At 46.9% G+C, this 24489-nt stretch carries 18 protein-coding genes and 1 pseudogene; 5 read left to right on the top strand and 14 right to left on the bottom strand.

Annotated features, from left to right (window positions below; genetic code table 11):
- Window positions 1-15: 15 nt before the first annotated feature.
- Together NFR43_RS02215 and NFR43_RS02205 are read right to left on the bottom strand one after the other, a co-directional pair.
- Window positions 16-456, bottom strand: a complete 441-nt coding sequence (locus NFR43_RS02215; protein WP_407658129.1) for an LCP family protein — start codon at window positions 454-456, stop codon at window positions 16-18.
- Window positions 451-854, bottom strand: a pseudogene (locus NFR43_RS02205) (HAD hydrolase family protein); the annotation flags it as partial. The pseudogene NFR43_RS02205 and the gene NFR43_RS02215, both read right to left, overlap by 6 nt.
- 65 nt (window positions 855-919) lie before the next feature.
- Between NFR43_RS02205 and NFR43_RS08555 the strand changes: the two are divergent.
- Window positions 920-1183 carry a LysR family transcriptional regulator substrate-binding protein gene (locus NFR43_RS08555; protein ID WP_407658128.1) on the top strand — a complete coding sequence of 88 codons (264 nt, stop codon included), beginning with the start codon at window positions 920-922 and terminating at the stop codon, window positions 1181-1183.
- A gap of 40 nt (window positions 1184-1223) precedes the next feature.
- On the opposite strand, the gene NFR43_RS02200 is transcribed toward NFR43_RS08555, so the two are convergent.
- Window positions 1224-2513, bottom strand: coding sequence for an adenylosuccinate synthase (locus NFR43_RS02200; RefSeq protein ID WP_251546021.1), 1290 nt, complete (start codon window positions 2511-2513; stop codon window positions 1224-1226).
- Window positions 2514-2723: 210 nt separating this feature from the next.
- Between NFR43_RS02200 and NFR43_RS02195 the strand changes: the two genes are divergently transcribed.
- Window positions 2724-3698: a GMP reductase gene (locus NFR43_RS02195; protein WP_251546019.1), complete on the top strand. Its 975-nt coding sequence runs from the start codon at window positions 2724-2726 to the stop codon at window positions 3696-3698.
- A gap of 75 nt (window positions 3699-3773) precedes the next feature.
- On the top strand, window positions 3774-4088 hold the full coding sequence (locus tag NFR43_RS02190; RefSeq protein ID WP_251546017.1) for an SWEET family sugar transporter: 315 nt from the start codon (window positions 3774-3776) through the stop codon (window positions 4086-4088).
- 94 nt (window positions 4089-4182) lie between these two features.
- Here the strand turns inward: NFR43_RS02190 and NFR43_RS02185 are convergent, their stop codons facing one another.
- From NFR43_RS02185 to NFR43_RS02170, 4 genes are read right to left on the bottom strand one after another with little or no spacing between them, the layout of a single operon-like run.
- On the bottom strand, window positions 4183-5880 hold the full coding sequence (locus NFR43_RS02185) for a glycerophosphodiester phosphodiesterase (protein ID WP_251546015.1): 1698 nt from the start codon (window positions 5878-5880) through the stop codon (window positions 4183-4185).
- Window positions 5880-6746 (bottom strand): aldo/keto reductase, encoded by an 867-nt coding sequence (locus NFR43_RS02180; protein WP_275087094.1) that lies wholly within the window; start codon window positions 6744-6746, stop codon window positions 5880-5882. Before NFR43_RS02180 ends, NFR43_RS02185 begins: the two co-directional genes overlap by 1 nt.
- A gap of 11 nt (window positions 6747-6757) precedes the next feature.
- A complete protein-coding gene (gene addA / locus NFR43_RS02175; RefSeq protein WP_251546011.1) occupies window positions 6758-10609 on the bottom strand; it encodes a helicase-exonuclease AddAB subunit AddA in 3852 nt (1283 codons plus the stop codon).
- Window positions 10602-14372, bottom strand: a complete 3771-nt coding sequence (locus tag NFR43_RS02170) for a PD-(D/E)XK nuclease family protein (RefSeq protein WP_251546009.1) — start codon at window positions 14370-14372, stop codon at window positions 10602-10604. The genes addA and NFR43_RS02170 overlap by 8 nt, the downstream gene beginning before the upstream one ends.
- A gap of 437 nt (window positions 14373-14809) precedes the next feature.
- Between NFR43_RS02170 and NFR43_RS02165 the strand changes: the two genes are divergently transcribed.
- Window positions 14810-15949, top strand: coding sequence for a 5-methyltetrahydropteroyltriglutamate--homocysteine S-methyltransferase (locus NFR43_RS02165; RefSeq protein WP_251546007.1), 1140 nt, complete (start codon window positions 14810-14812; stop codon window positions 15947-15949).
- Between the two features lie 80 nt (window positions 15950-16029).
- On the opposite strand, the gene lepB is transcribed toward NFR43_RS02165, so the two are convergent.
- The 7 genes from lepB to rpmH form a co-directional block, all read right to left on the bottom strand.
- Window positions 16030-16638 (bottom strand): signal peptidase I, encoded by a 609-nt coding sequence (lepB, locus tag NFR43_RS02160; RefSeq protein WP_251546006.1) that lies wholly within the window; start codon window positions 16636-16638, stop codon window positions 16030-16032.
- 78 nt (window positions 16639-16716) lie between these two features.
- Window positions 16717-18654: a tRNA uridine-5-carboxymethylaminomethyl(34) synthesis enzyme MnmG gene (gene mnmG / locus NFR43_RS02155; protein ID WP_407658118.1), complete on the bottom strand. Its 1938-nt coding sequence runs from the start codon at window positions 18652-18654 to the stop codon at window positions 16717-16719.
- A 17-nt stretch (window positions 18655-18671) separates the two neighbouring features.
- The gene (mnmE, locus tag NFR43_RS02150) at window positions 18672-20060 is read right to left on the bottom strand and encodes a tRNA uridine-5-carboxymethylaminomethyl(34) synthesis GTPase MnmE (RefSeq protein WP_251546002.1); all 1389 of its coding nucleotides are present in this window, start codon (window positions 20058-20060) and stop codon (window positions 18672-18674) included.
- A gap of 157 nt (window positions 20061-20217) precedes the next feature.
- A complete protein-coding gene (gene jag / locus NFR43_RS02145) occupies window positions 20218-21084 on the bottom strand; it encodes an RNA-binding cell elongation regulator Jag/EloR (RefSeq protein WP_251546000.1) in 867 nt (288 codons plus the stop codon).
- A 2-nt stretch (window positions 21085-21086) separates the two neighbouring features.
- Entirely contained in the window at window positions 21087-21920 is an 834-nt protein-coding gene (gene yidC / locus NFR43_RS02140; RefSeq protein ID WP_251545998.1) for a membrane protein insertase YidC, read from the bottom strand.
- Between the two features lie 13 nt (window positions 21921-21933).
- Window positions 21934-22275, bottom strand: coding sequence for a ribonuclease P protein component (gene rnpA / locus NFR43_RS02135; RefSeq protein ID WP_251545996.1), 342 nt, complete (start codon window positions 22273-22275; stop codon window positions 21934-21936).
- A 127-nt stretch (window positions 22276-22402) separates the two neighbouring features.
- Window positions 22403-22537, bottom strand: coding sequence for a 50S ribosomal protein L34 (rpmH, locus tag NFR43_RS02130; protein WP_006917488.1), 135 nt, complete (start codon window positions 22535-22537; stop codon window positions 22403-22405).
- Window positions 22538-23057: 520 nt separating this feature from the next.
- Here rpmH and dnaA point away from each other — a divergent pair.
- Window positions 23058-24383, top strand: a complete 1326-nt coding sequence (dnaA, locus tag NFR43_RS02125; protein ID WP_251545994.1) for a chromosomal replication initiator protein DnaA — start codon at window positions 23058-23060, stop codon at window positions 24381-24383.
- Window positions 24384-24489: the final 106 nt, after the last annotated feature.

Here is a 24489-nt window from a genome sequence, read left to right as displayed (position 1 = left end):
ATCAGTTCCGTCAATTTACGCATTCTTCCCCTGCAAATAATCTTTCGTCACCCGTTCCATGGCCTGGTGGTAATTCAGGTACAGGGTGGCACTATTTTTCAATGGCACGTCCGTTCGAACCCCGTCTTGCATTGCTGCAATCAACTGATTCGCTGATTTCACGGACCAATTCTTTTTAAAAGTTCGAATCACCGACTCGATCACTTGTTGCCCCCGCTTTTGTCGGCCGTAATCATTGTTCGGATCATCATAGCGCATCCGTGAGTACTTCAACGCCTCATTACCATTCCAATGTTGCCACCCCTTTTTAAAATGATAACCTTCGTAGGTAAACGCAAACGGATTATTGACGCGAACTCCCCCAACGATGTTCACTACTTTCTTCAAGGTCCCCATATTTACCAAAGCATAGTTATTAATTGGGACCCCAAGTAATTCGCTTACCTGATGTAAAATCGGGGTAAGGCCGTCTTCGAGTAGCACCATCTTTGAACTCCGTTTTGCCACATCAGCGGCATTGGCCATGGCAATCCCGACTTCTGCCTGCTTTAACGCTGGTGCGTCATTAACGCCATCACCGGTTTAATCCCCCGTGCTTGTAATTCCGCTAAGGCAGCCGCTGAATCAGACCGCACCCGGTCCTGAAGGATAAAGACGCCCGCTAATTGGTTATCGACCACCAACGCCACGGAGCGACCAGTGTGAAAATCGATTTGATTAATTTTATTTGTCGCCGTTGGGTCCAGTTTCTGTAATTGGTGGAACGACCCTAATTTGACTTCGTGTTGTCCCAGATAATCATTAATGGCGTCGTCAATGATTCCTGGATTTTGAATATCCGTCGAGGCACCGGCCGTCATGAAATTTACCAGCCCAGCATTAACTCTGAAATCCCTGGCTCACCAGCCACTAATCATTTATCGTCGTTTCTAACGAAAGTTTTGCTCGCCATGGGATTAACCCATTCTACGCCGTTAAGTGTGATGACGCGCGGACCGCCATTACTTGGGCCATCGCTGGTTTGGGTGTCGCCCTGGTTCCTGGTAGAATCGCCCAAAATTTGGCCAAGCAGCCACAATCCCCAATCAAGTACCGGGCTTGGCAATCAAAAATTGAATTAGTCTGGCCCAAGGACCAGTTCGTGCGACCAGTCGTGGAGCACTCCATTGAATTATTCCGTTAGCAAAAAAAGAGACTGAGAAAACTCAGCCTCTTTTTAAGTCTTAATCCTTCCAAGGATCGTGCAAAATCATCGTTTGTTCACGGTCAGGACCAACCGAAACCGTTGCTAATGGGGTGTCAGTCAATTCTTCGATCCGCTTTAAGTACTTTTTCGCATTAACTGGTAAGTCCGCAAACTTCGTCACCTGCGTAATGTCTTCGTCCCAGCCTGGTAATTCATCATAGATCGGCTTGCACCGGTCTAATTCTGCCAAACTTGCTGGGTAGTAATTAATTTCCTGACCATCTAATTCGTAGGCCCGGGCGATTTTGATCGTCTTCAAACCGGATAACACATCCAGCAGGTTTAAGCTGAGGTAGTCAAGGCCGTCAACCCGGTGCGCATGCCGGAGGGCCACTGCATCAAACCAGCCGACCCGCCGTGGGCGTCCGGTAACCACCCCGTATTCGTGACCAGTTTCACGGATATGGTCACCAATTTCATCCGTTAATTCAGTTGGGAATGGCCCTTCACCAACCCGGGTCGTGTAGGCCTTACAAATGCCGACTACCTTATCAATCCGGTTCGGACCTACTCCCGACCCAGTGGCAGCCCCACCAGCAGCGGGATTGGAAGAGGTGACGTATGGGTAGGTACCGTCGTCGACGTCGAGCATGGTCCCTTGGGCCCCTTCAAAGAGCACCTTTTTGCCAGCATCCATTTCATCGTTAATCAACAGGGATGTATCGGTCACGTATTGTTTTAATTCTTGACCATATTGGTAATATTCATCAAAAATATCTTCAAATTTCAGCGGTTCCACACCGTAAATCTTGGTAAAGAGGGCGTTTTTCAGTTTGAGGTTTTCCCGCAATTTTTGCTCAAAGGTGTCCTTTTCTAACAGGTCACACATCCGAATCCCGATCCGGGAAACCTTATCCATGTAGGTTGGCCCAATCCCCTTTTGGGTCGTCCCAACTTTTTGGTCACCCTTGGCTTCTTCTTCACACTTATCGAGCAAAATGTGGTATGGCATCGTAACGTGAGCCCGGTTAGAAATCCGTAAGCCTGAAACATCAACACCATTTTCTTGTAAATAGTGGAGTTCCTCTAATAATGCCTTTGGATTAACCACGACCCCATTACCGATTACTGAAAGTTTCTTCGCACCAAAGATTCCTGATGGAACCAAGCGTAAAGCAAACTTTTTCCCGTCAAACACGATGGAGTGACCGGCATTATTGCCCCCTTGTGAGCGGACAACTACGTCAGCTTCTTGACTAAGGTAATCGGTCATCTTACCTTTCCCTTCGTCACCCCATTGACTACCAACAATTACTACTGATGCCATTAAGTATTCACCTCATTATTCATTTCTAAATCAGCACACAGTTACTCAATAATACTACCGAATCTGCTTTGATTTTTCAAGAACTTTTGCGAACTATTTTCCGAATGTTTTTCAAAAATGTCCGTAAATTGTCTTGACTATTTATCAAGTTCTGATATATTTACAGATGGTTTCTGACCGATTGGATTTAAGAAAGGTGGTTTTCCCCGCGTGGAAACTTTTGATTATGATGACATTCAACTCATCCCTAATAAGTGTATTATTAAGAGCCGGAAAGAGGCCGACACGAGCGTCCAGTTTGGACCGCACAAGTTCAAGATTCCCGTGGTTCCAGCCAACATGGCCAGTGTGATTAATGAGGAATTAGCAACCTGGTTAGCAGAGCATGATTACTACTACGTCATGCACCGTTTTGCCCCTGAAGAGCGGGCTGGTTTTATCAAACGGATGCATGATCGCAACCTCTTTGCATCCATTTCAGTCGGCATTAAGGACGCCGAATACGATTTCATTAACCAACTAAAATCCGAACATTTAGATCCGGAGTACATTACGATTGATGTAGCTCACGGACATTCTGATTATGTCATTAAAATGATACAACATATCAAAAAGCAATTACCAAATACGTTTGTGACCGCGGGAAACGTCGCAACCCCAGAAGCGGTCCGGGATTTAGAAAATGCGGGCGCGGACGCCACCAAAGTTGGGGTGGGGCCGGGGAAGGCCTGCATCACCAAACTGAAGACTGGCTTTGGTACCGGTGGTTGGCAACTTGCCGCCCTGCGTTTATGCAGTAAGGCTGCCCGCAAACCATTAATTGCTGACGGCGGCATTCGTCACAATGGTGACATTGCCAAGTCCGTCCGCTTTGGCGCTTCAATGGTCATGATTGGCTCGATGTTGGCCGGTCACCAAGAATCTCCTGGTAATGTCATTACCATCGATGGTAAACAATACAAGCAATATTGGGGTTCCGCCTCTGAAGTGCAAAAGGGCGCCTACCGCAATGTCGAAGGCAAGCAAATGCTCGTTCCATTCCGTGGTTCGATCAAGGACACGCTACAAGAAATGCAAGAAGATTTACAATCCTCAATTTCTTACGCCGGTGGTCGTGACCTGGAATCCATTACCAAGGTCGACTACGTCATTGTTAAAAATTCCATCATGAATGGCGATTATTAATGTGATAATTTTTTGACACCATTATTCTTTTGGGCTATCTTAGCGTAGATAATTTAATATTGGGAGGTAGTCTTGATGGATGCCAAAAAGAAGTCACGTTTAAACCAACAGCAACTACTCACCACTGGTGAAAAGAAAAGTGCCATGATGTTAGGACGAATTGCATCAGTTTTTACCATTATGATGTACGTTTCCTACATTCCAGAAATCATGGCCAACCTACAGGGGCATCCAGTCAATGTCTTGCAACCCACGGTGGCGGCCTTTAATGGTTTTTTGTGGTGCGCCTACGCCTTAGACAAACGCCATCGGGATTGGGCCGTGTTTGTCGGTAATTTTCCGGGCATCATTTTCGGCATTGTGACCGTTGTAACTGCCTTTATTCATTAATAATTACATTTTAAAAAAATCAGTAAAAAGAGCGCAGAAACTGCTGGCATACCTCTTCATGAGGCACTTGCATAAGTTCCTGCGCTCTTGACTTTTAAGCTGGCAGATTAGAAATGGGATTTAATAGATTCCAATATCGTTCGACAACGCTCTGCTGGCGGATGGTTTGCCGAATTGTCCGCTGCAATTCTGGCAAGCGGTCCGTCACGATCCCGTCGACCTGTTGGTTAACCAACTGTTTCATTGCGCCCCGACTATTAACCGTCCACGCAAAGACCGGTTTGCCTTGCCGGTGCACCGCATCAATAAACCGTTGGTTCAAAGTTGAATATTCATTATTAAAGCCCACGATGTGCTTTTGTGGATTCGTAAAATTATAGGCTTGTAAATACAGCACTTGCATCCGCGGATTGAGTCGTTGCAAACGCCGGACCAACCCATAATCGAGTGAGTGCACGAGGTAATGACGGCGGACAATTAAGTTCCCGTATTGATGGTTAAAACGTTCCACCACGTCGCGTGAATCATAGCGGGTGGTCTTGAGTTCCACAATCAACTTCTGGTGCAGTTGCCCCGCCACCTTCAAGTAATCATCAAAACTGGCCACTTTAGCCTGATGACCATTTTCGTGAGCGGTCAGTTTCGTCAACTGTTTGAGGGTCAACTGACCGGGACGTTTATCAACCCCCGTCAATTGCCGCAGGTTTTCATCATGCATCACCACAAACTGGCGGTCCTTGGTTTCGTGCACATCCATCTCAATATAATCAGGATGGTAACGACGACTGGTCAGCCGGAGAACCTCAATACTATTTTGGACCCCATTGCGGTCGGCAACCCCACGGTGGGCAATCGTCACGGGTCGCCGCAAAGATGGGCGGTTTAAATATTGAAATCCGGATAACCCAATGTTAACCAATAATATCAATAAACCAGCAAGTGACCAGCCGGCCCACTGACGATGAACTTGGGGAACCTGGTTGAATAGCTCTGGTTCGAGTAATTCCAACCACCGCATCAACACCCAACCCAAAAGGGCCACGGCCGCCGTTTCAGCGATTATCAAGCTCGCGATTCCACCCCACTGATTATCCGGTGCCAAAATAAGCTGTAAACCAGCGAGCACCGCATTAATGAGCCAACTGACAATTCCTGCACCCAGCAAGGTCCCGCTTAACTGCCAAACACTGCCGCGGTGAACTTGTTGCTTGTCACATGTGACTTTCAAAATGCTATCTAGTAAGGTTCCCCGGTGAAGGATCGTCGAACTTAGGCAGCCAAGATACACCAGTAGCATAATGACAAACAACCACCAATGACGCGTCCCGTAGTCCAAGAGGAATTCGGGAATCCGGATACCGATTAATAATGGCGTGCGAAAGGCCACACTAAATAAGGGCGCCAAGGCAACAAAATCAACTAATGTTTGCCACCATTGCCGTCCTTGAAAATGATGAACTGTCCCGGTCAATTGGCTAATCCAATGCTGCCAACTACCAGCGGGCCAGTAAACTTCCTTCATTCCTAAGATGAAGGCCGCCCACCCCGCCATCAGTAGCCACCAAACAATCACTAATTCGAGAATTAATGCCACCGTCACCCAGGGATGAAATTGGATAATCCGGGCAAGATTCGCTAGTGAAACGAATGGCACTTCTGCTTGGGGAAACAAGGCGGTGTTAATCAGCCGCAACACCGGCAGGAACACCCAGCGGATCAGCAAACCGCTAATCACCACTAGACCAAAGCTCGCCCACCACCAACGTAATTGCTGATGTCGTTGACGTCCCATTAGTAATCAACTGCATCGGGGTCAGCACACTGGCCACCGAGGTCCCGTAAGGCACTAATTTGCTTCATTTCATCATTACTCAATTCAAAGTCAAAGAAGTCCGTGTTTTGCTTCATCCGGTCGACGTGAACCGACTTTGGTAATGGGAGTATGTTTTGCTGCAGCACCCACCGTAAGCAGACCTGGGCCACCGTCTTATGATGACGATCCGCAATGTCTTGCAGGGTTGGATTCGTCAAGACTGTCGATCCTTGGCCACCCAGTGGTGCCCATGCTTCAACTAGGAGATCCATTGATTGAAGCTTTTTAACCTCTTCCGTATGTGGCCAGCCGGGGTGCACTTCGATTTGGTCCACCATTGGTTTAACTTCCGCCGTTTCCAGCAGGTCAGCAACGTGGTGTGGCATAAAATTACTCAAGCCAATCGCCCGAATCTTACCTTCGTGGTAGAGGTCTTCCATTGCCCGCCACGTTTCGGCATTCAGTTTCTTAGCATCAGCACCAAATTGCTTTTCATTCGCTGGCCAGTGAATGAGGTACAGGTCCAAATAATCCATGTCCAGTCGGTCTAAGGTTGCCTGAAATGCCTTCTTGGTTGATTCATAGCCCCGTTCAGTGTTCCAGAGTTTACTCGTCACGAATAACCGTTTCCGGTCAATTCCTGAATCCTTGATCCCGCGACCAACCGCTTCTTCATTGCCGTAAACGGCAGCGGTATCAATATGCCGGTAGCCCACTTCAATGGCATCCGCCACCGCCTTTTCGGCAACGTCAGCTGGTGTCCGGAAGGTTCCGTAACCAACACAAGGGATTTTGACCCCATTATTCAAGGTCCGCATCGTATTAATATTCTTAAATTCCATTATTGTTCCTCCAATCACAGTTCGTATAAATCGCCTGTCCGCACTAGGTATAGGTAACGGTGGGTGACTGTTTCACTAGTCATTTGCTGAAGGGCGGCCGCGTAAAGATTAACTTGACCGCGGTAACGATCAACAATTTCGGTCAGACGCTCTTCATCGCCTGGTTTCAAATAATCAGTTTTATAGTCAAATAATTCTAGTCCATCCGCACCCCGGAAATAACCGTCGATGATCCCGTGAATTAAAATTTGGCCATCATCAGGCGTCAGATCATTAAATAACTGGTGACCATCCATCAACATGGAAAATGGTTTTTCCCGGGCCAATTGTCCTGGAGCTTGCAAAATTCGTTGTCCTAACGCGGTTTGGTAAAATTTCACAATTCCCGCAACATCAATTTGCTTGGCAACCCGCTCGTTGGCGATTAACCGCTGGGCCACCAAGTCCCTGATCGTTGCCTGAACTTGGGATGTCGTCACCTGACCCTGCGTTAAATCGAGCATTTGGAAAACCAGGTGGGTTGCCGTCCCGACCTCTGTCGGTAACGGTGCTTGTGACGTCGTCTGCATAAATTGCGGTTGTTTAAAATCGCCCCGTAGGTATTGACCTTCATCCTTAACTTCCGCCTTATTGAAGGTTAACCGCCCCATCTCCGCATCATCGGGATCTTGGTTCGCAAAGATATCCCGAATCGCCGAAACGGATTGGTAGGCCGTCGTTTGAGTGGCCGCTTGGTACGGGTATTGCATGGTCAAAACCTGGTGGAGAAATTCCCGCTCCTGAGCCGTCAATGGCTGGCTCCCCGGATCTGTTGATACCTCAACACCATGGTTGGCTTTTAACTGTGCCAAATTAGCTTCAACCTGGTTGGCAGTTAGCATTTGAACCTGGTAATCAGCCTGTGGCAAGCCAAGTGTTGGCTTGACCACGTCATCATCGCCGCCAATAATTTGCGGATCAAACTGAGGAGTTCGGACTAAACACAAGCCAAGCCAATCGAGCATTGATTTACTATCAAGGCGTAACTGAGCGCCTAGCACTATCTTAGACCCCTGCAGGCCCTTACTCCACCTTTTCCACAGACTTTTTAGGTTATTTCGCGAATTTTTTTCGTTCACTGAACCGGTCAAAATTAATCGTTGTTCTGCCCGGGTTAACGCCACATACAAGAGGCGCATTTCTTCGGCACGGTTAGCCCGGGTAATCGCATCCGCGACGACCGTTCGTTGGGGGAGATCATAGGTGACCTTGATCTGGTCAGCCGTCAGTGATTGGCCTTCCCCCTTCATCGGTGCGTCACCCAAATACCGAATCCCAATGCCTAAATGGGGATCGATTACCAGGTCACTAGCCGTGTCACGGGTATTGAACTGGTGATTGAGGTCAATCACAAAGACGATCGGAAATTGCAGTCCCTTACTACCGTGGATCGTCATGACATTGACCGCATCCGTCGCCAATTCCACCGGTGCCTCGCCCAGGTCCTCGTTTCGCCGTTGCATTCGTTCAATAAAGTGGATGAACTGATACAGCCCCTTAAAGCTAGATTGCTCATAGGTATGGGCGCGTTCATAAAGTGCATGGAGGTTTGCTTGACGCTGTTTTCCACTCGGCATTCCACCCACGTAGTCAAGGTAGCCGGTGCTTTGGTAAACCTGCCAAATCAGGTCCACCAGCGATTCTTGCTGGGCCGTTACTTTAAATTGCGCTAGCTGCGTCAAAAATTCGCTCACTTTTTGGTGTAACTCAACTGGATCAACCCCGTCCGCTGGTCCTTGTCCGGTCACATCAGTTTGCACAAATGCCTGCAAAGCCTCATAGAAGTTTCCTGAACGATGGTGGATTCGCAGGTACGCCATTTCCGGTTCCGTTAGCTGAACAATTGGGGACCGTAACACCGCCACAAGGGGAATATCCTGGTAGGGATTATCAATCACCTTTAATAGCGACATTACCGTGCGGACTTCGGTGGCTTTAAAGTAATTTTGTACATCTTGGACCACCACCGGAATATTGAGTTGGCCAAATTGTTCCACAATCCGGTTGTTTGGTCCCTTGGTTCGTTCCAAGATCACGATATCAGCCGGCTTAATTGGTCGTTCATGCCCTGATTCCTGGTCGTAAATGGTCTCCTGGTTGTCCAGCATCTGCCGAATTCGCATCCCGATCATCCAGACTTCACCGGCATATTTATCTGCCCCTTCAGGAAGTTTCAGATAACGTTGCCGATTTTCTTCTTTCGTCAGTTCGGTGTCATTATCCGCATTAGCATCATATACCAAGAGCTCCGTTGCCTTTGGTTGGGCCGCTTGGTACCAAGTGGCGGCATATTTAAGCTGCGCCTGATCGTCGTAGGCCATTTCACCAACCGTTTCATCCATCAACTGGGTAAAAATCAGGTTCGTAAAATCCGTGACATTTTGCATTGACCGGAAATTTTCGGCTAAATTGACGGTTTCATCAGCAGTGGTCGCGTCCTGATACCGTTGATATTTATCCAAAAAGAGGCTCGGGTCCGCTTGGCGGAAGCGGTAAATCGACTGCTTAACGTCCCCTACCATAAAAAGGTGGTTGATTTGCGGGTCATGCAATTGGTTAATCAAGTCGTCCTGGAGCCGGTTCGTATCCTGATATTCATCCACCAAAATTTCTTGATAATGCTGCTGCAACTCAGCCAGAACTTGTTGACCGGCTGGCGTTTGGTTAGTCAAAATTTGGTAAGCATAGTGTTCCAAATCACTAAAATCAAGCATGTGGCGGGAGAGTTTTGCTTCCTGATATTTTTGGCGAAATTCTTTGGTAACCGCCACTAATTCGGCTACCGTTGAGCAAGCTGCAGCGGTTTTCGCCCGTAATTGCTGTTCATCATATTGGAAATACTTGCTGTGGATATCAGCTAAGCGAGATCGTAAAACATTCCGGCCATTCTTCGTCAAGTCCTGGTAGATGGCTTTGCGTTCCGGGTCATCTTTGAACCGGTGTGCCTTAAGCTTGCCAAAACCAGTGTTATTAATCAGCGCCTGCAATTCATCCCAGCAAGTACCGGCGCCTTGATCTAACGCCGCCTGCATCTCCTGCACGTGGGCAAGATCATCATTCAATAAGTCTGCCACATCACCAAAATCGTTGGCGGCCGCTTCCTTCACCAAATCCTGCCAGTCGGCCACTAATTGCTCCATGAGCGGTCGCAAAACTGGTAGTAAGGCCTTTTGATAAAAGGCTGATTTAGTAATTGGTTCATCACCAAATTCATAGTTTTCAATTGCCTGGTCGAGCCACTGGTCCGGATCCGGCTGGGCATTCGCCTCCTGGTACAGTTTTTCGACAACCTCTTGCAAACCCTCACCAACGTTGGACTTCGGGTCCGCAAAATTCTCTGCCAGATGACTAAAGTGCCAGTCTTGTGGATCCGCCATGGCGTAATCCTCCTTGAGATGGTCCTCTTGAAGGTCGTTCCACACTTGTTCCTTCAGGAGGGCTTGTTCGGTCGCATCCGTTACCAACCGGTATTGGGGATCGAGACCAATCACGTAGTAGTAACGCTTAATAATTTGCTCACAAAAGGAGTGAATGGTACTGATATTCGCCAAGGCCAAGCGGTTAATCTGCGCTCGCATGTGTAAGTCATTACTATCCGCGAGTAACCGTCGACGAATCCGGTCCTTCATGTTCTTGGCCGCTTCTTTGGTAAAGGTCACCAACAACATTTGGTCGATATTCAAATGGCGGTTTTCTTTTAACAGTTTGATGACCCGGTCAACGAGTACCGCAGTCTTCCCCGAACCGGCTGATGCAGACACCAGGATATCACGATCACGGTCGTTAATTGCCCGCGCTTGTTCTTTGGTTGGTTGAAAATTACTCATGGTCGTCCCCCTTATCCATTAGCTGGTTCATTACATCATCGTCCGTCAACGTAATTTCGCGGTATTTATCCTGATCTAATAAGTTGTCAAAGTGATAAATATCCAAGTAATCACTGTAGTCCAGGCCAGTTTTTTGTTCTCGCCGGAATGGTCGCAATTCGACATTGCCGCTAAAGATTTGCTGAGTGGCGTTAATGATTAACTGCCGATTTTGGCTCAGCAACCGTTCCAGTTGTTGTTCATTGACTAATAACGAACCCTTCCGCGCCTTAATGAGGTCCTTACTCTTGGTGTAGCTGACGCCCAGAATCAACGGATCTGGTTTCTCAGCCAGCAACCCTTCATCAATCTGCCGAAGCACATCATCGTTATCCAGTAACAGGCCTTTAAATTCATGGCGCTTTAGCTCTAAAATTTCTGGCGAACCCTTCATCACGTCAGAATAACTGTAATGCGGGTTAAATAAGTGCAGGTACAGGGCCCCCGCAATCGCCGTTGGTTGATCAGGGTTTGCAAGGTCGAGGTTGGCTCGTAAATTATTCAGGTAAGTGAGCATTTGAAGGTCCAGCCCTTCATAAGCATCGACCAGGTCAAAAGCCTTGTCCGCTGATTTGTAGTCGACCACCGTTAGATAATCCTGCTGGTCACTATGGACAGCGTCAACCCGGTCAATCCGGCCCCGGAGGTAAACTTTGCGCTTCAAATCCGGTTGATCAACCGTTTGGTTACGGACCGTCGTTTCATAAACGAGTGCCCGATAGCTTGGCTGCTGGTCTTGACGGTCATCGAGCACGCCAAGGTGGTCAAATTTTTGTTCCGTCGTTAGTGGATGGGCGGCCGAATTTTGGGCCTGGTTTCTCAATACCCGGGCCATCGTCAACACGATTCCTTCCAAATGACGTTTCTGATAGGCAATTCGTTGATAATTATCTGCCAATTCAACCACGCTTGGTTGCCGCCCAAAGGCCCAGTCAATTGCTCGAGCAACGTAAACGGCGAGTTGGTCGTCCGCCAAGTTTGCAAGCACAATTTTATCTTGGTGAAGCAAACGAATAAAGGCCTCCATCGCATCGTGGTAGAAAGTCCCTGAGTTGGCGTTCGTGATTTCTAATTCTTCCCGCTTTTGAAGGTCCAGACCAAACTTCAGGAAAAATTCATACGGGTTCTTGTAAAAGGTTTGGAGCTGTGAGATTGATGTTGCGAGCGTATTATGTCGCTGGTCGTCAGTCACCTGGGCCCAATCGAACTCTTGACCGGTTTGGCGGGCCGCCGTGACTTGCTGTAGAATGTCGGGATCCAAATGCCCATACAATTGGGCTGCCAAGTTTGGCGATAACTTAGTCGTTTGGTTTTGATAATTCAGGCTCGACTTTAACCAGCCCAGTCGTTCATGGTTTAGTTCCCGAGACACGGCGCGCCAGCTGGCACCAACCGCTTGACCATCAGTTTTCGCCTGGCGTTCAACCTGGATATAATTCGTCAATGTAGCCGCTGGAGCCCCGACAAATGGTTTCAGTTGGTCAAAGGTTGGCCGGGCTTGGGGGGCAAATGGCAGATCATTTTTGAGTTGGTCCGTTGCCGAAGCCCATTCGCCAAAGTACTTTGCCAAGCCCACCATGTATGGTGACATCACTAAGTGGGCCTCATCACTATCGAGGTCGGGAACCGAAAGAAAGAGCTGCTCCTGCCCGCTCAACATCCCTAAATAGTTGACCATTGGTTCGTCATCGACCCGTTGCATTCCCGAAACGGGTAAAAATTGATCATCAGCGAGCCCCCGCTTCAATAATTCTTTATCAGGATCGCTTAGCAACCCCTCATTAATTTTAACTTCTGGCATGACATCATCCGTGGCACCAATCATAAAGACGACTTTTCTGGCCGCCGTCTGAACAATCCCGGTTTCAGACACCAATACTTGGTCCATCGTGGACGGAATTGAGGAATACGTGGCGGTTTGAAAACCAATTTGCAGAATTTCCACAAAATCTGTGAGGTCAAACGTCCCGCTGGTGCCCAACACCGCGACGTACTCATCGAGTAAACTACACAACGTATTCCAAACTTGTTGCGGTTGCTGAGCCAGGTCCAATTGTCCCCGGTCTGTGGCCTCCCGGGTCCACCGTTGAAGTTGTTGATCGACCCCTAAATTGACTAATCCCTGGTATAAAACGGTGGCGGCAGTCTGACCATCAGTAGCGGACTGCAATTGCTTAATTAATGGGGCTACTTGCTCCCGCACCACCTGCTTAACCCAATTAATTTGTTGGGTTAGTTGGGCTTCGCGCTTTGCTAGTTGCGGGTTGGCGGCTAACACTTGCGGATCAACGTGGGGCGTATACTCCCAAGCCTGCTGGTCAAGCCAAGCGGAACCGGTTTTACCGTATTTCAAGCACCAATTTTCCGTCGTGTAAATGGCGTTCATGAATTGTTGAGCTAGGTCACTCCCTTGGTCCGCTCCACTATCCTGATTTGGCATGACCAAGCCCGTCTTTAATAACTGCAAGACGTCTGGCAATTGAAAATGCCGGTTCGCAATTTTAAACAGCGCCTCGATAAGGGTCACGAGGGGGTGATTAGCCATCGGCCGGTCATTATCGTTAAAAATTGGCACCTCATTGGCATCAAAAACTGGTTTGAGCATGGTCGTATACCCATCCAAGTGCCGCGCTAAAATGAGAAAATCGCGGTAACGGTACTGCCCGCTGGCCACCAGTTGGCGAATTTTGGTTGCGACCCGTTGCAGTTCGGCTACCCGGGTTGGCGCCGTAAAAAAGTGGATATTGCCATGAGTTGGTGTTTGCTGGTCAGGATCATGACTCAGCTTAGCTTCCGCTTTGAGCCAGTTCTCTACCCCGATCAAATCGGTACTGACCCGCTGTTTGGTCACCTGAACATCCGCGCGGAGGTCGACTCCTGCTTGCTGGTCAGCAAAATTAGCTAAGCGATGATACTGCATCCCCGTTTGGTAAAACAGGTCGTGGGGGTCCGGCAATTGTTGTCTACGGTATGGCCGGTCCAGTACTAGACCGATGGTTGTAGAAGTCGCATTTTTAATGATCGCTTCGACGACTTGTTCTTCAATCGCGGAGAATTGGCCATTATAACGGTTCAAGAAAAAATGAGTGTGGGAGAAATCATTCCGTTGGAGATGCTGAACCAATTGTTGATAGACTGCCGTGGTATTTAGTCGGTTAGCCATCCCCGTTTGAAACTGTTCATAGACCTTAAATAGGACACTCATCTTATCCAAGAAGGCGTTCGAAATGCGTTCATGGTGGTTTTGCGCCCACGCCTGAACCCGTTCCATAATGGCATCATGGTCACTTGGGTCGACGTTTGCATTTTGCAATTCGATTAATTGGGCCGTCAATTCCTGAACAAAACCGTACCGGTGGGCCTCTTGAGCAAACATTTTCAGATCGTCTTCAGGCAGGTTCCGGACGATTTTGGCAACTAACATCGTCATCCCAACGTTGGAAATGCGAGGGATTTGATAGTTTGGTTCATCCCGTAATAAAAACCACGCGAGCCGGGTAAAGGACAGGACTTGGACCTGTGACTGGGCGTATACATCCGTCGGATCACTCAACTCCCGTAACTGGTTTAACACCTCAATTTCTGTGGAGAATTTGATGTGGTTGGGCACCAGGAAAAAGAACTGGTCGTTGGGGTGGGCAACCAATTGCTCATGCAACTCACGCACGAGCTCTTGTTGATGATCCTTTGATGCCGGACCCAACACAAAATTTAGTGTACTCATGATGATTCCTCCGTTTGTCAATTATCCTTATTTTAGCATCACTAACGATGCAAAATTCTCCAAAAAAATTTTTTAAACTGTTGACAAGATTAAAATTTGATTATAGCATTCTAAGCAAGATTTAAATAACCGCGATGAAGAGATGAGTAATTACTGGATCCTTCTCCAGAGAACTGCGTTAGATGGGAAGCAGCGTTGGCAGAGGTAACGAAGATGGTCTTGGAGCGATGGAAGTTGTGAGTAGCCACAAGCAGCTTACGGACTGGTACCCGTTATCGTACCTGGGTTTTCCGTTTGGAGTACCCACTGAGGGTCTAGTCGTGAGGCTGGACCAAATTAGGGTGGTAACACGCTAGGATTTAGTAATTCAGCGCCCCTAGAACTAGCCAGTGATGGTTTGGTTCTAGGGGCTTTTTGTATATCAGGAGGTTTTTATTATGTCAGAATTTACTACACGTACTAAGTCACCATTTCGTTATGATATTGTCGGTTCATTTTTACGGCCAGCCAAGTTAAAGGACGCTCGTGCTAAGTTTGCTAAGGGCGAAATCGGTGCCGCCGACCTCAAGCAAGTTGAAGACGAGAGCATTATTGATTTGATCCATCAGGAAGAGGCCGCCGGGCTAAAGGCCGTGACCGATGGTGAATTTCGGCGGAGCTGGTGGCACCTCGACTTTTTCTGGGGCCTGAACGGGGTGCAAAAGAAAATTTTAGATGAAGGTTACCACTTCGCTGATGAAGAGACGCGTCCAGAATCCACAGAGTTAGTTGGCAAAGTTTCCGGTGAAAACCACCCCTTTGTGGAACACTTTAAGTTTACCCGTGATCACGTTTCAAAAGGAACCCAAGTCAAGCAAACCATTCCGGCACCAGCGCAATTCCTTGAAGAATTTCTCCGTCCCGAAAATCAAGCAAATATCAGTCAATTCTACGATTCCTTAGCCGATTTTGACCACGCCGTTGCCAAAGCTTACCACCAAGTCATTGAAGACCTGTATGCCGCTGGTTGCCGTACATTGCAACTTGATGACTGTACTTGGGGGATTTCGGTCAATAACTATGCAAACCTCAAAAAGAAAGATCCCAACGCTGATACTTCCCAACTCAAAGCTTTGCAAGAACGTTTCTTAAAGGTGAATAACGAAGCCATTGCTGACCTCCCCGCCGATCTCACGATTAATACGCACGTTTGTCGTGGAAACTACCACTCAACATGGGCTGCTGCTGGTGGTTACGGTCCGGTTGCCGATACACTCTTCGCTCAAGAAGACGTCACCGCCTTCTACTTGGAATACGATTCCGAACGCGCTGGTGGTTTCGAACCCTTAGCCCAAGTTCCTGATGACAAGTACGTCGTCTTAGGCTTGGTTACTTCCAAATCAGGTGAATTAGAAGATCGTGAGCAAATTATTGCTCGCATTCAAGAATCTACCAAGTTCCATCCCCTCGATCACCTGTGCTTGAGCCCGCAATGTGGCTTTGCTTCAACCGAAGAAGGAAACATCCTCACTGAAGAACAGCAATGGAAGAAGCTTAAATTGATCAAAGAAATTGCTGAAGAAGTTTTGGGGAACTAATTCCTCTCCGTCATTAAATCAACACTCCTCTAAATAGAAAACGCCTAAGCTGGCTCCTCTCCCCAGCTTAGGCGTTCTATTTAGTTACCGGAAAAATAGTGTTTCCAGAGTTGGTTGACGTTGTATTTCCGCGTCTTGTTCTTGGACCAGAAGCCGACTTTGACGACCCCGTCCACTTTACTCTTCGGGACAAATCCCCAATAACGACTATCGTTAGAGACCGTCCGATTATCCCCAAGGACAAAATATTCGCCCTTTGGAACCTTCGTGGCACCGGCATTTTTGACCCAATTGTTTTGCTTGGAAATGCTCTTTAACGTCCAGTTCCCGGTCCCTTGTTTCCGTTGATCCATCTTAATGTAACTCTGGTTGGTCTTTTTACCGTTGACGTAAATGTTCCCATTCTTTGATTTAACCGTGTCACCAGGTAAAGCAATTACCCGCTTGACATAATCCGTCTTCGTAGAAACCTGGGGATCGACCCCGTTAGCATTAAAGACAATCACACTTCCCCGGTGGATCTTGGACTGCTTAAAGCTAAACACCCGTTCATTATTCACCAAATTAGGTAACATCGAAGGACCATCAACCCGCACATTTTGGAACAAAAATTGCCGAATCAGTAACGCCAAAATTAACCCAATCGCAATCGGGACAACCCAGCTCAAAATTTGCCGTAAAGTTTTCATTTCTTCATCCTCAATCACAAAAAATATTCAGCTTAATAATAGTACATTTCAAAATGAAAATTCCACTATTATTTCTCATCAATCGGCATTTTTGTCTGCTGGCTGAATTTTCGAAATCTTACCTTGTTGGATGTAAACACTCAGAATTGCCAAATCTGCTGGATTAACTCCACTAATCCGGGAAGCTTGGGCCAACGTTTCAGGACGAATCTTTTCAAGCTTTTGCCGCCCTTCAGTGGCGAGGCCGTCAATCGCTTCGTAATCAATGTTGTCTGGAATATGCTTGGCTTCCATCCGCTTCAACCGGTTGACCTTCACTTCTTCTTTCTTAATGTAACCGGCATACTTCAGCTGAATTTCAACTTGTTCAGCTTCTTGCCGCTTCAAAGGTGTTTCCGGTGCCGGAATGAATTCCAATAGTTTCTGGTAGGTCACGTAAGGCCGCCGCAAGAATGCTGCTGCCGTAAGCGAATCCTTTAATGGGTTATCACCATTGGCCTGGATGAATTCATCGGCCGCCGTCTTTGGCTTAATCCGAACGCCTTCGAGGCGTTTGATTTCATCCGCCACGTGTTGCTTCTTGGCTTCCATCTTTGCCAACCGTTCGTCGCTGACCAATCCAATTTCATGACCCTTTTCCATTAACCGGAAATCTGCGTTATCGTGCCGTAAAATCAACCGGTATTCGGCCCGACTAGTCAAGAGCCGGTATGGCTCCTTGGTGCCCTTCGTTACCAAGTCGTCAATCATGACCCCGATGTAGGCATCTGACCGCTTGAGCACAAATGGGGACTTTCCGAGGGCCCGCCGTCCGGCATTGATTCCAGCAATTAGCCCTTGCCCAGCGGCTTCTTCATAACCAGAAGTTCCGTTGGTTTGTCCTGCCGTGTATAAATTCTTAATCTTCTTGGTTTCCAACGTTGGGTGCAATTGGTATGGTGCGACCACATCGTATTCAATGGCGTAACCAGGTCGCATTAATTCTGCGTCTTCGAGACCCTTGACGGAGTGCAACATCTTTTGCTGAATTTCTTCTGGCATGGAAGTTGATAAACCATCCACGTAGTATTCATCAGTGTCCCGGCCTTCCGGTTCCAAGAAAAGTTGGTGCCGGTCCTTGTCCGCAAACCGCACGATCTTATCTTCAATCGATGGACAATACCGTGGTCCAACCCCCTTAATAACTCCTGAGAACATCGGTGCCCGGTCCAGGTTGGCCCGAATCAGGTCATGCGTGTGGGGGTTCGTATAGGTTAACCAACAAGAAATTTGGTCAGATAGGGAGAGGTACTGACTATCTGGTGTATCAAAACTAAAGTGGTTTGGTTCCTTGTCACCCGGTTGTTCTTCGGTTTCATCATAATGAATGGTGTTCCCGTTGATTCGTGGTGGGGTCCCCGTCTTAAACCGTTCCAGATCAAAGCCGAGTCGTTCCAAACATTCTGAGAGCTTCGTGGCACTCTTGGAGTTATTTGGACCAGATTCATATTGGAGTTCCCCAATGATAATCTTCCCCCGGGCGGCCGTCCCAACTGTTAAAACCACCGTTTTAGCACCATACCGGGCGCCGGTGTTGGTGATCACACCCTTGCAAACGCCATCTTCCACAATTAAATCGTCAACCGTGCCTTGTCGCAAGGTTAAGTTCGGTTCCTTTTCAATTGTCAGCTTCATTTGCCGGTGGTAAGCGTGCTTATCCGCTTGCGCCCGTAGTGCCCGCACAGCCGGACCCTTCCCGGTATTCAGCATCCGCATTTGAATATAGGTCTTATCGATATTGTGGCCCATTTCACCTCCGAGGGCGTCAATTTCACGGACCACGATTCCCTTTGCGGGCCCACCTAATGAAGGATTACATGGCATAAAGGCCACCATTTCTAGACTAATAGTGATCAGCAAGGTTTTGTTCCCCATCCGGGCCGCCGCCAATGCTGCTTCAGAGCCCGCGTGGCCGGCACCAACCACGATTACATCGTAGTTACCACCATCGTATTGAACTGCTTCTCCAGTTTTCATTTTCATTCTCCTCTGATTTATTTTCCTAAACAGAATTGACTAAATAATTGATCCAATAGCTCATCTTGGTAACTGTCACCAGTGATTTCACCTAGTAGGTCCCAAGCCCGCGTCATATCGATTTGCACCAGGTCCACTGGCATCCCATCATCAAGCCCCTTTAGCACATCACCAAGCGCCTCATCTGCTTGCCGCAACAGGCCGATGTGACGGGCGTTTGTGACCATAATGTTATTTTGGTTACTTTCAATTCCTTCGTTAAAGAAGAGGTGACTGATGGCGGTACTTAACTCATCAATTCCCTCGTGCTTAGTCATTGATGCCTGGACCAAATGATCATCACCAATTAACTGCCGTAATTTCTGCTCGTCCACCTTCGTTGGCAGGTCCGTCTTATTCAAAATGACGATCCGCGGATGACCAGCCGTTTGCTTGATTAATTCACGATCTTCATCCGTCAAGGATTGCGAACTGTCAATCAGTAACAAAATCAGATCCGCCGTTTCGATAGCTTGGCGACTCCGTTCAACCCCGATTTTTTCAACCGTATCATCAGTGTGACGAATCCCGGCCGTATCAATTAACTTCAGAGGAACATCATTGACGTTGACATATTCTTCGATAACGTCCCGGGTCGTCCCGGCGACGTTAGTTACGATGGCCTTATCCTCATGCAAGAGCGAGTTTAGTAAACTTGATTTACCAACGTTCGGTCGGCCAATAATTGCCGTTGCTAACCCATCGCGAAGGACTTTTCCTTGCTTAGCCGTCTTCAAAAGGCCTTCAATTCGTTGCCGAATGTCAACCGCCTTTTCCCGCAGGAGTTTACTCGTCATTTCCTCGACCGCATCATATTCGGGATAGTCGATATTGACTTCGACCTGCGCTAAAACATCGAGGATATCTTGCCGTAATTGTTTAATCAGATGTGAAAGGTCCCCATCGAGCTGGTTTAAAGCGACCTTCATCGACTTATCCGTTTTCGCTCGAATCAGGTCCATCACCGCTTCGGCTTGGGATAAGTCTAACCGCCCGTTTAAGAAGGCCCGTTTAGTGAATTCACCTGGTTCTGCCATCCGAGCTCCGGCCCCAATCGTCAATTGGAGAATTCTGTTCGTGGCCAGCAGGCCCCCGTGACAGTTAATTTCGACGACATCTTCCTTGGTATACGTCTTCGGTGCCCGCATCACGGAAACCATGACTTCATCAACTTCGTCCTTAGTTTGGGGGTCAATAATGTGCCCATAATTAATCGTATGCGTCGGCACCTTGGCCAGGTCCTTGCCCTTAAATAACTTCTTTACTACGGGAATGGCCTCTTCGCCACTAACCCGAATGATTGAAATTCCACCTTCGCCAACTGGCGTTGAAATTGCCGTAATGGTATCAAATTCTGAATTAGCCATTGTGCCCCTTCCTTTCTAATTCAATAAAAAAAGTGCCAATTCCACACAACAACGTCGTTCCGTTGAGGATGGTCAAAGCACTTTCACTACTCTAACAAGCTCGATTTAATTATCACCGTTATTTTAAAAGTCCACTTCTCAATTGTCAATACTCGACCTAGTTTTTCGGCGCGATGACAATGCTCCGGAAAGGTTCTCGACCGTGAGAATATGTCCGGACCTGACCTTGACGTTCGGCCAATTTATGCAGGAACTTTCGCTCACGCGCTGGCATAGGATCCAAAAAGACCGCTTGGCCAGTCGCAATTACTTGGGTAATACTGCGTTCCATAATTTTTTCAAGTGCCGCCCGCCGTTTTGCGCGGTAGTCGCCAGTATCCAACATCAATTGGACATCATGAACACCGTGATAGTTGAGATAAACAGCCCCTAACTGTTCGACTGCATTAATCCGTCGTCCATGATAGCCAATCACTTTCCCGGGCTGTTCCGTCACCAAATTAATTGAACAATTATGCGCCCGCTCTTCAATAATTTCAGGTTGGACGGTCACCCCTAAATTAGCATAAATTGAAGTTAAGTATTTTGTTAGGCCATCCGTGGCCTGATGCATCATTGCTAAATTTTTCTGGTGGTTTGCCGCCATTTCGGCCTGAAGCTGTTCTTCGGCACTCAACTCTTGCTTGGCGACGTGGGGAGCTACTTGCTGCACCACTTGTTTGTGGGGCTTCGCTTGTTGGGCTGGTTGCGCCGTCGTGGAAGCTTTCAAAGACCGCTTTGGCGGTTGTTCCGGCCGTTTTTTTGCCTCAATTTTGGCTGGTCGACGGCCAATACCAAAAATTCCCCGACGAGCGGTCTGGATAATTGTAATCTGTAAATGCTGCCGATCCGTGGCCAAGTGGCCTTCTGCAGCCCGAATGGCGCTTTCTTGATCTTTCCCTGTAAACTCCGTCATGATTGTCACCTCAATTAAAAAACCACTAACCTTCCAACCAACTAGTGGTTGCCAGGCTAGTGGCATCATTGTTATTTCCGTTTACTCTTTAAAGCATTTCGCTTCGCATGAGCAATCTTATTCTTCCGTTGCCGCTCTGCCCGTTGCTTAGCTTCCCGTTCCCGCTTAATCTTAAATGGATTTTGCAGTAATAAGGTTTGGCCAACTTGGAAAGCGTTAGTAACCACCCAGTAGAGAGTGATGGCGGAAGCAAATCCTAACGCCATGAAGAAAATCATGATCGGCATTACCCACGTCATCGCTGTCGACATCGAATTTTTTTCTGGCATGGAAGCCATTGAGAGCCATGAACTAATAAAGGTAAACAGGGCCGCCAAAATTGGTAAGACGTAGTACGGATCCGGATGACCTAATTGTAACCACAAGAAGGTCCCATGCCGCAACGTACTGGTCCGCCAAATTGCTTGGTACAGCGCCCACATAATCGGTAATTGAACAATTAACGGTAGCATGGAAGCGAAGGGGTTCACACCAGCTTCCCGATACAGTTTTTGTTGTTCAACTTGCAATTTTTGCATCGTTTCACGGTCACGTGAAGAATACTTTTGCTGCAGTTTTTTCAGCTCTGGAGCTAATTCCTGCATCCGCATCATTGACTTGGTTTGGTAATACATCAATGGCAAGATGATGATCCGGACAAGAATCGTAAAGATAATGATCCCCATCCCATAACCACCAAAGTGATTAGACAACCAAATAATAAACCGTGAAAAGTTGTAAATAATGTAGTGATCCCAAATTCCAGTGCTATGACTAGTGATTGGTTTATTAGAACAAGCGGCCAAAAATAGGGTCAAACTCATAATTCCCAATAAACTGAGGACCTTTTTAGGATGCTTTTTCATCTCATACCTCTCTTTAATCCACTAATAAATGTGCAAGCTTTAAAGCATGAACTAAATTTTTCTTAGTTTCCGCCATCGTCATTCCGTCTGCAGCAGGCCGCGCAATCACGAGAAAATCAACATCCGGTTTTAACTGTGGCTTCACCTCTAACAAGGTTTGACGAATGCGCCGCTTTAACCAATTCCGGTGGACGGCATTGCCAATTTTTTTACCAACCGAGATACCGACGCGAAAATGAACTTGCCCCGGCTTTTCCATTTGGTAAATAACAAATTTATGATTTGCAACGGAATTATGCGTTTCAAATACCCGTTGAAACTCACTTTCTTTTTTTACTCGAAAAGTCTTTTTCATATTTAATAAATCTCCCCAGTAACAAAAAAAGGCGGTAGGAACATAAACAAAACCACAACATTAAAAATTGCAGCAAAGTGTATGGCCCTGCCCCCTACTGAGAAAAAAGCCGCGCAAACGGACTTTTTTATGCAGATAATACTTTACGACCCTTTTGACGACGACGGGCCAATACCTTGCGACCGTTGCTAGTGCTCATCCGAGCGCGGAAGCCGTGAACACGAGCACGGTGACGCTTCTTAGGTTGAAATGTGCGCTTCATAAGTTTTGCACCTCCTCAGCAATTTAAGAATTGTTTCGGTTTAACGTCCCTGAAGGACAAACTCTTTAAACATACTTTGAAAGTATATCATACTTTTCGGAGCTGATAAAGGGCGGAATTGCCAAGAAACTTTTTTACTTATCCACAGGCAATACAAAATAATCCACAGCGTTACTTTTTTATTTTGAATCAGCATTCCTAATCCACAGCCTTTTTCACCCTGCTCAACTTAAGCACAGGAATGTTAACAAAGTTATCCACAAGTCTGTGGAAAAACTGTTAAAAGTCCGTGTTAATAGTGTTCATTAGTCCGGATATCCACAAAAATCTGTGGATATCTGTATTTTTCTGTGGATATTTCCACAAATTCACACCCTTGTGGATTATTTCCACACAGCGTTGTGTATTTTGTGGACGAAAATTTATTCAGCCTGTGGAAAACTAAAAAAACTAATGATAAAATTGATTCTGGTTTTATTTTATCCACAACATATCCATATCTTTGAGGAGGAATTTTATTTTGACTGAGCTCGATTCTCTCTGGGAAACGGTCCAAAACGAGTTTAAGCAGTCGATTACACCACCGACTTACGAAAACGTCGTTGCTCCGGCAAAAGCATACTCTCTTCAAAACCACGAATTAACTGTCGTGTTGCCAACTGATTATCATCTAGATTGGTGGAAGAAGAGTCTCAACATTCAACTTAAGCACATCTTGCATGAACAAACTGGTGAAGACATTGAACCACGTTATGTCTTAACCAAGGACCTCATGAAAGAAGACCAGGCCGTTGGTGATTCGGTCAAACCAACTTATAAAACGCAGACACCGTTAAATAAGGAATATACCTTTGAAAATTTTGTTGAAGGACGAACCAACCAATTTGCCTATGCGTCAGCCTTTGCCGCTTCCGAACAACCAGGTGGGCTCTATAATCCCCTCCTCATTTACGGTGATGTTGGGCTCGGTAAAACGCACCTAATGCAAGCCATTGCTAATAACATGCTCGTCCACAATCCAGATGCGAAAATTAAATACGTCACCAGTGAAAATTTCATGAATGACTACATTAATTCCATTAAGACGGGGACCCAAGAACAATTCAGACAAGAGTACCGCGACCTTGATGCGCTGCTCGTGGACGATGTTCAATTCTTTAGTGAAAAAAATGGTACCCAGTTGGAATTCTTCAATACCTTTAACAGCTTGCATGACAATAATAAGCAAATTGTCCTGACCGCTGATCAAAATCCAAAAGAAATTCCAAACTTAACTGATCGGCTCGTCTCCCGGTTCGTCTGGGGACTGACCGTTGAGATTACCGCTCCTGATCTGGAAACTCGGATTGCTATCTTGAACCGAAAGGCCGAAGAGGAACACTTAGAAGGCATTCCCAACGAAGTTTTCAACTACATTGCTTCCAAGATTAATACTAACGTCCGGGAACTCGAAGGTGCCCTAATGCGGGTCCGGGTCTTTGCTAACCTTCACAAAACTTCCATTAATGAAGAAGTTGCCAGAGAAGCCCTGCAGGGAATTGGCAATGATACTCCTGCCACCCTCTCCATTGATCTTATCCAAAAGAAAGTCGCTGCCCACTTCAACATTAATCAAAGTGACATTACCGGGAAAAAGCGGGTTAAAAATATTGTGATTCCTCGACAAATCGCGATGTACCTGTCACGTGAGTTAACGGATAATTCCCTTCCCAAGATCGGTAAGGAATTTGGCGGAAAGGATCATACAACAGTGCTCCATGCGATTGATAAAATCGAAAAACAACTCACTGAAGATCCAAACCTGCAAAAAGAAATTAATTCATTAAAGAACGACTTACGTCCTTAGTAAATGTGGATAACTTTAGAGGTTTTCCAAAATAATCCACAAGTTTTCCACATGTGGAAAACTCTTTTTCCATCTGGTTTTGATTGATTTTTCCACATTTTCCACA

The sequence above is a fragment of the Limosilactobacillus caecicola genome (assembly GCF_943192935.1).
Taxonomy (GTDB): domain Bacteria; phylum Bacillota; class Bacilli; order Lactobacillales; family Lactobacillaceae; genus Limosilactobacillus; species Limosilactobacillus caecicola.
The sequence above is the reverse complement of the archived record's forward strand: the minus strand, read 5'-3'. Positions and strand labels throughout refer to the sequence as shown.

Coding starts and splice junctions, on each gene's coding strand:
- NFR43_RS02200 (WP_251546021.1), bottom strand. CDS start 2,513: ATGGCATCAGTAGTAATTGTTGGTAGTCAATGGGGTGACGAAGGGAAA.
- NFR43_RS02190 (WP_251546017.1), top strand. CDS start 3,774: ATGGATGCCAAAAAGAAGTCACGTTTAAACCAACAGCAACTACTCACC.
- NFR43_RS02185 (WP_251546015.1), bottom strand. CDS start 5,880: ATGGGACGTCAACGACATCAGCAATTACGTTGGTGGTGGGCGAGCTTT.
- addA (WP_251546011.1), bottom strand. CDS start 10,609: ATGAGTAATTTTCAACCAACCAAAGAACAAGCGCGGGCAATTAACGAC.
- NFR43_RS02170 (WP_251546009.1), bottom strand. CDS start 14,372: ATGAGTACACTAAATTTTGTGTTGGGTCCGGCATCAAAGGATCATCAA.
- NFR43_RS02165 (WP_251546007.1), top strand. CDS start 14,810: ATGTCAGAATTTACTACACGTACTAAGTCACCATTTCGTTATGATATT.
- lepB (WP_251546006.1), bottom strand. CDS start 16,638: ATGAAAACTTTACGGCAAATTTTGAGCTGGGTTGTCCCGATTGCGATT.
- mnmG (WP_407658118.1), bottom strand. CDS start 18,654: ATGAAAACTGGAGAAGCAGTTCAATACGATGGTGGTAACTACGATGTA.
- mnmE (WP_251546002.1), bottom strand. CDS start 20,060: ATGGCTAATTCAGAATTTGATACCATTACGGCAATTTCAACGCCAGTT.
- jag (WP_251546000.1), bottom strand. CDS start 21,084: ATGATGCCACTAGCCTGGCAACCACTAGTTGGTTGGAAGGTTAGTGGT.
- yidC (WP_251545998.1), bottom strand. CDS start 21,920: ATGAAAAAGCATCCTAAAAAGGTCCTCAGTTTATTGGGAATTATGAGT.
- rnpA (WP_251545996.1), bottom strand. CDS start 22,275: ATGAAAAAGACTTTTCGAGTAAAAAAAGAAAGTGAGTTTCAACGGGTA.
- rpmH (WP_006917488.1), bottom strand. CDS start 22,537: ATGAAGCGCACATTTCAACCTAAGAAGCGTCACCGTGCTCGTGTTCAC.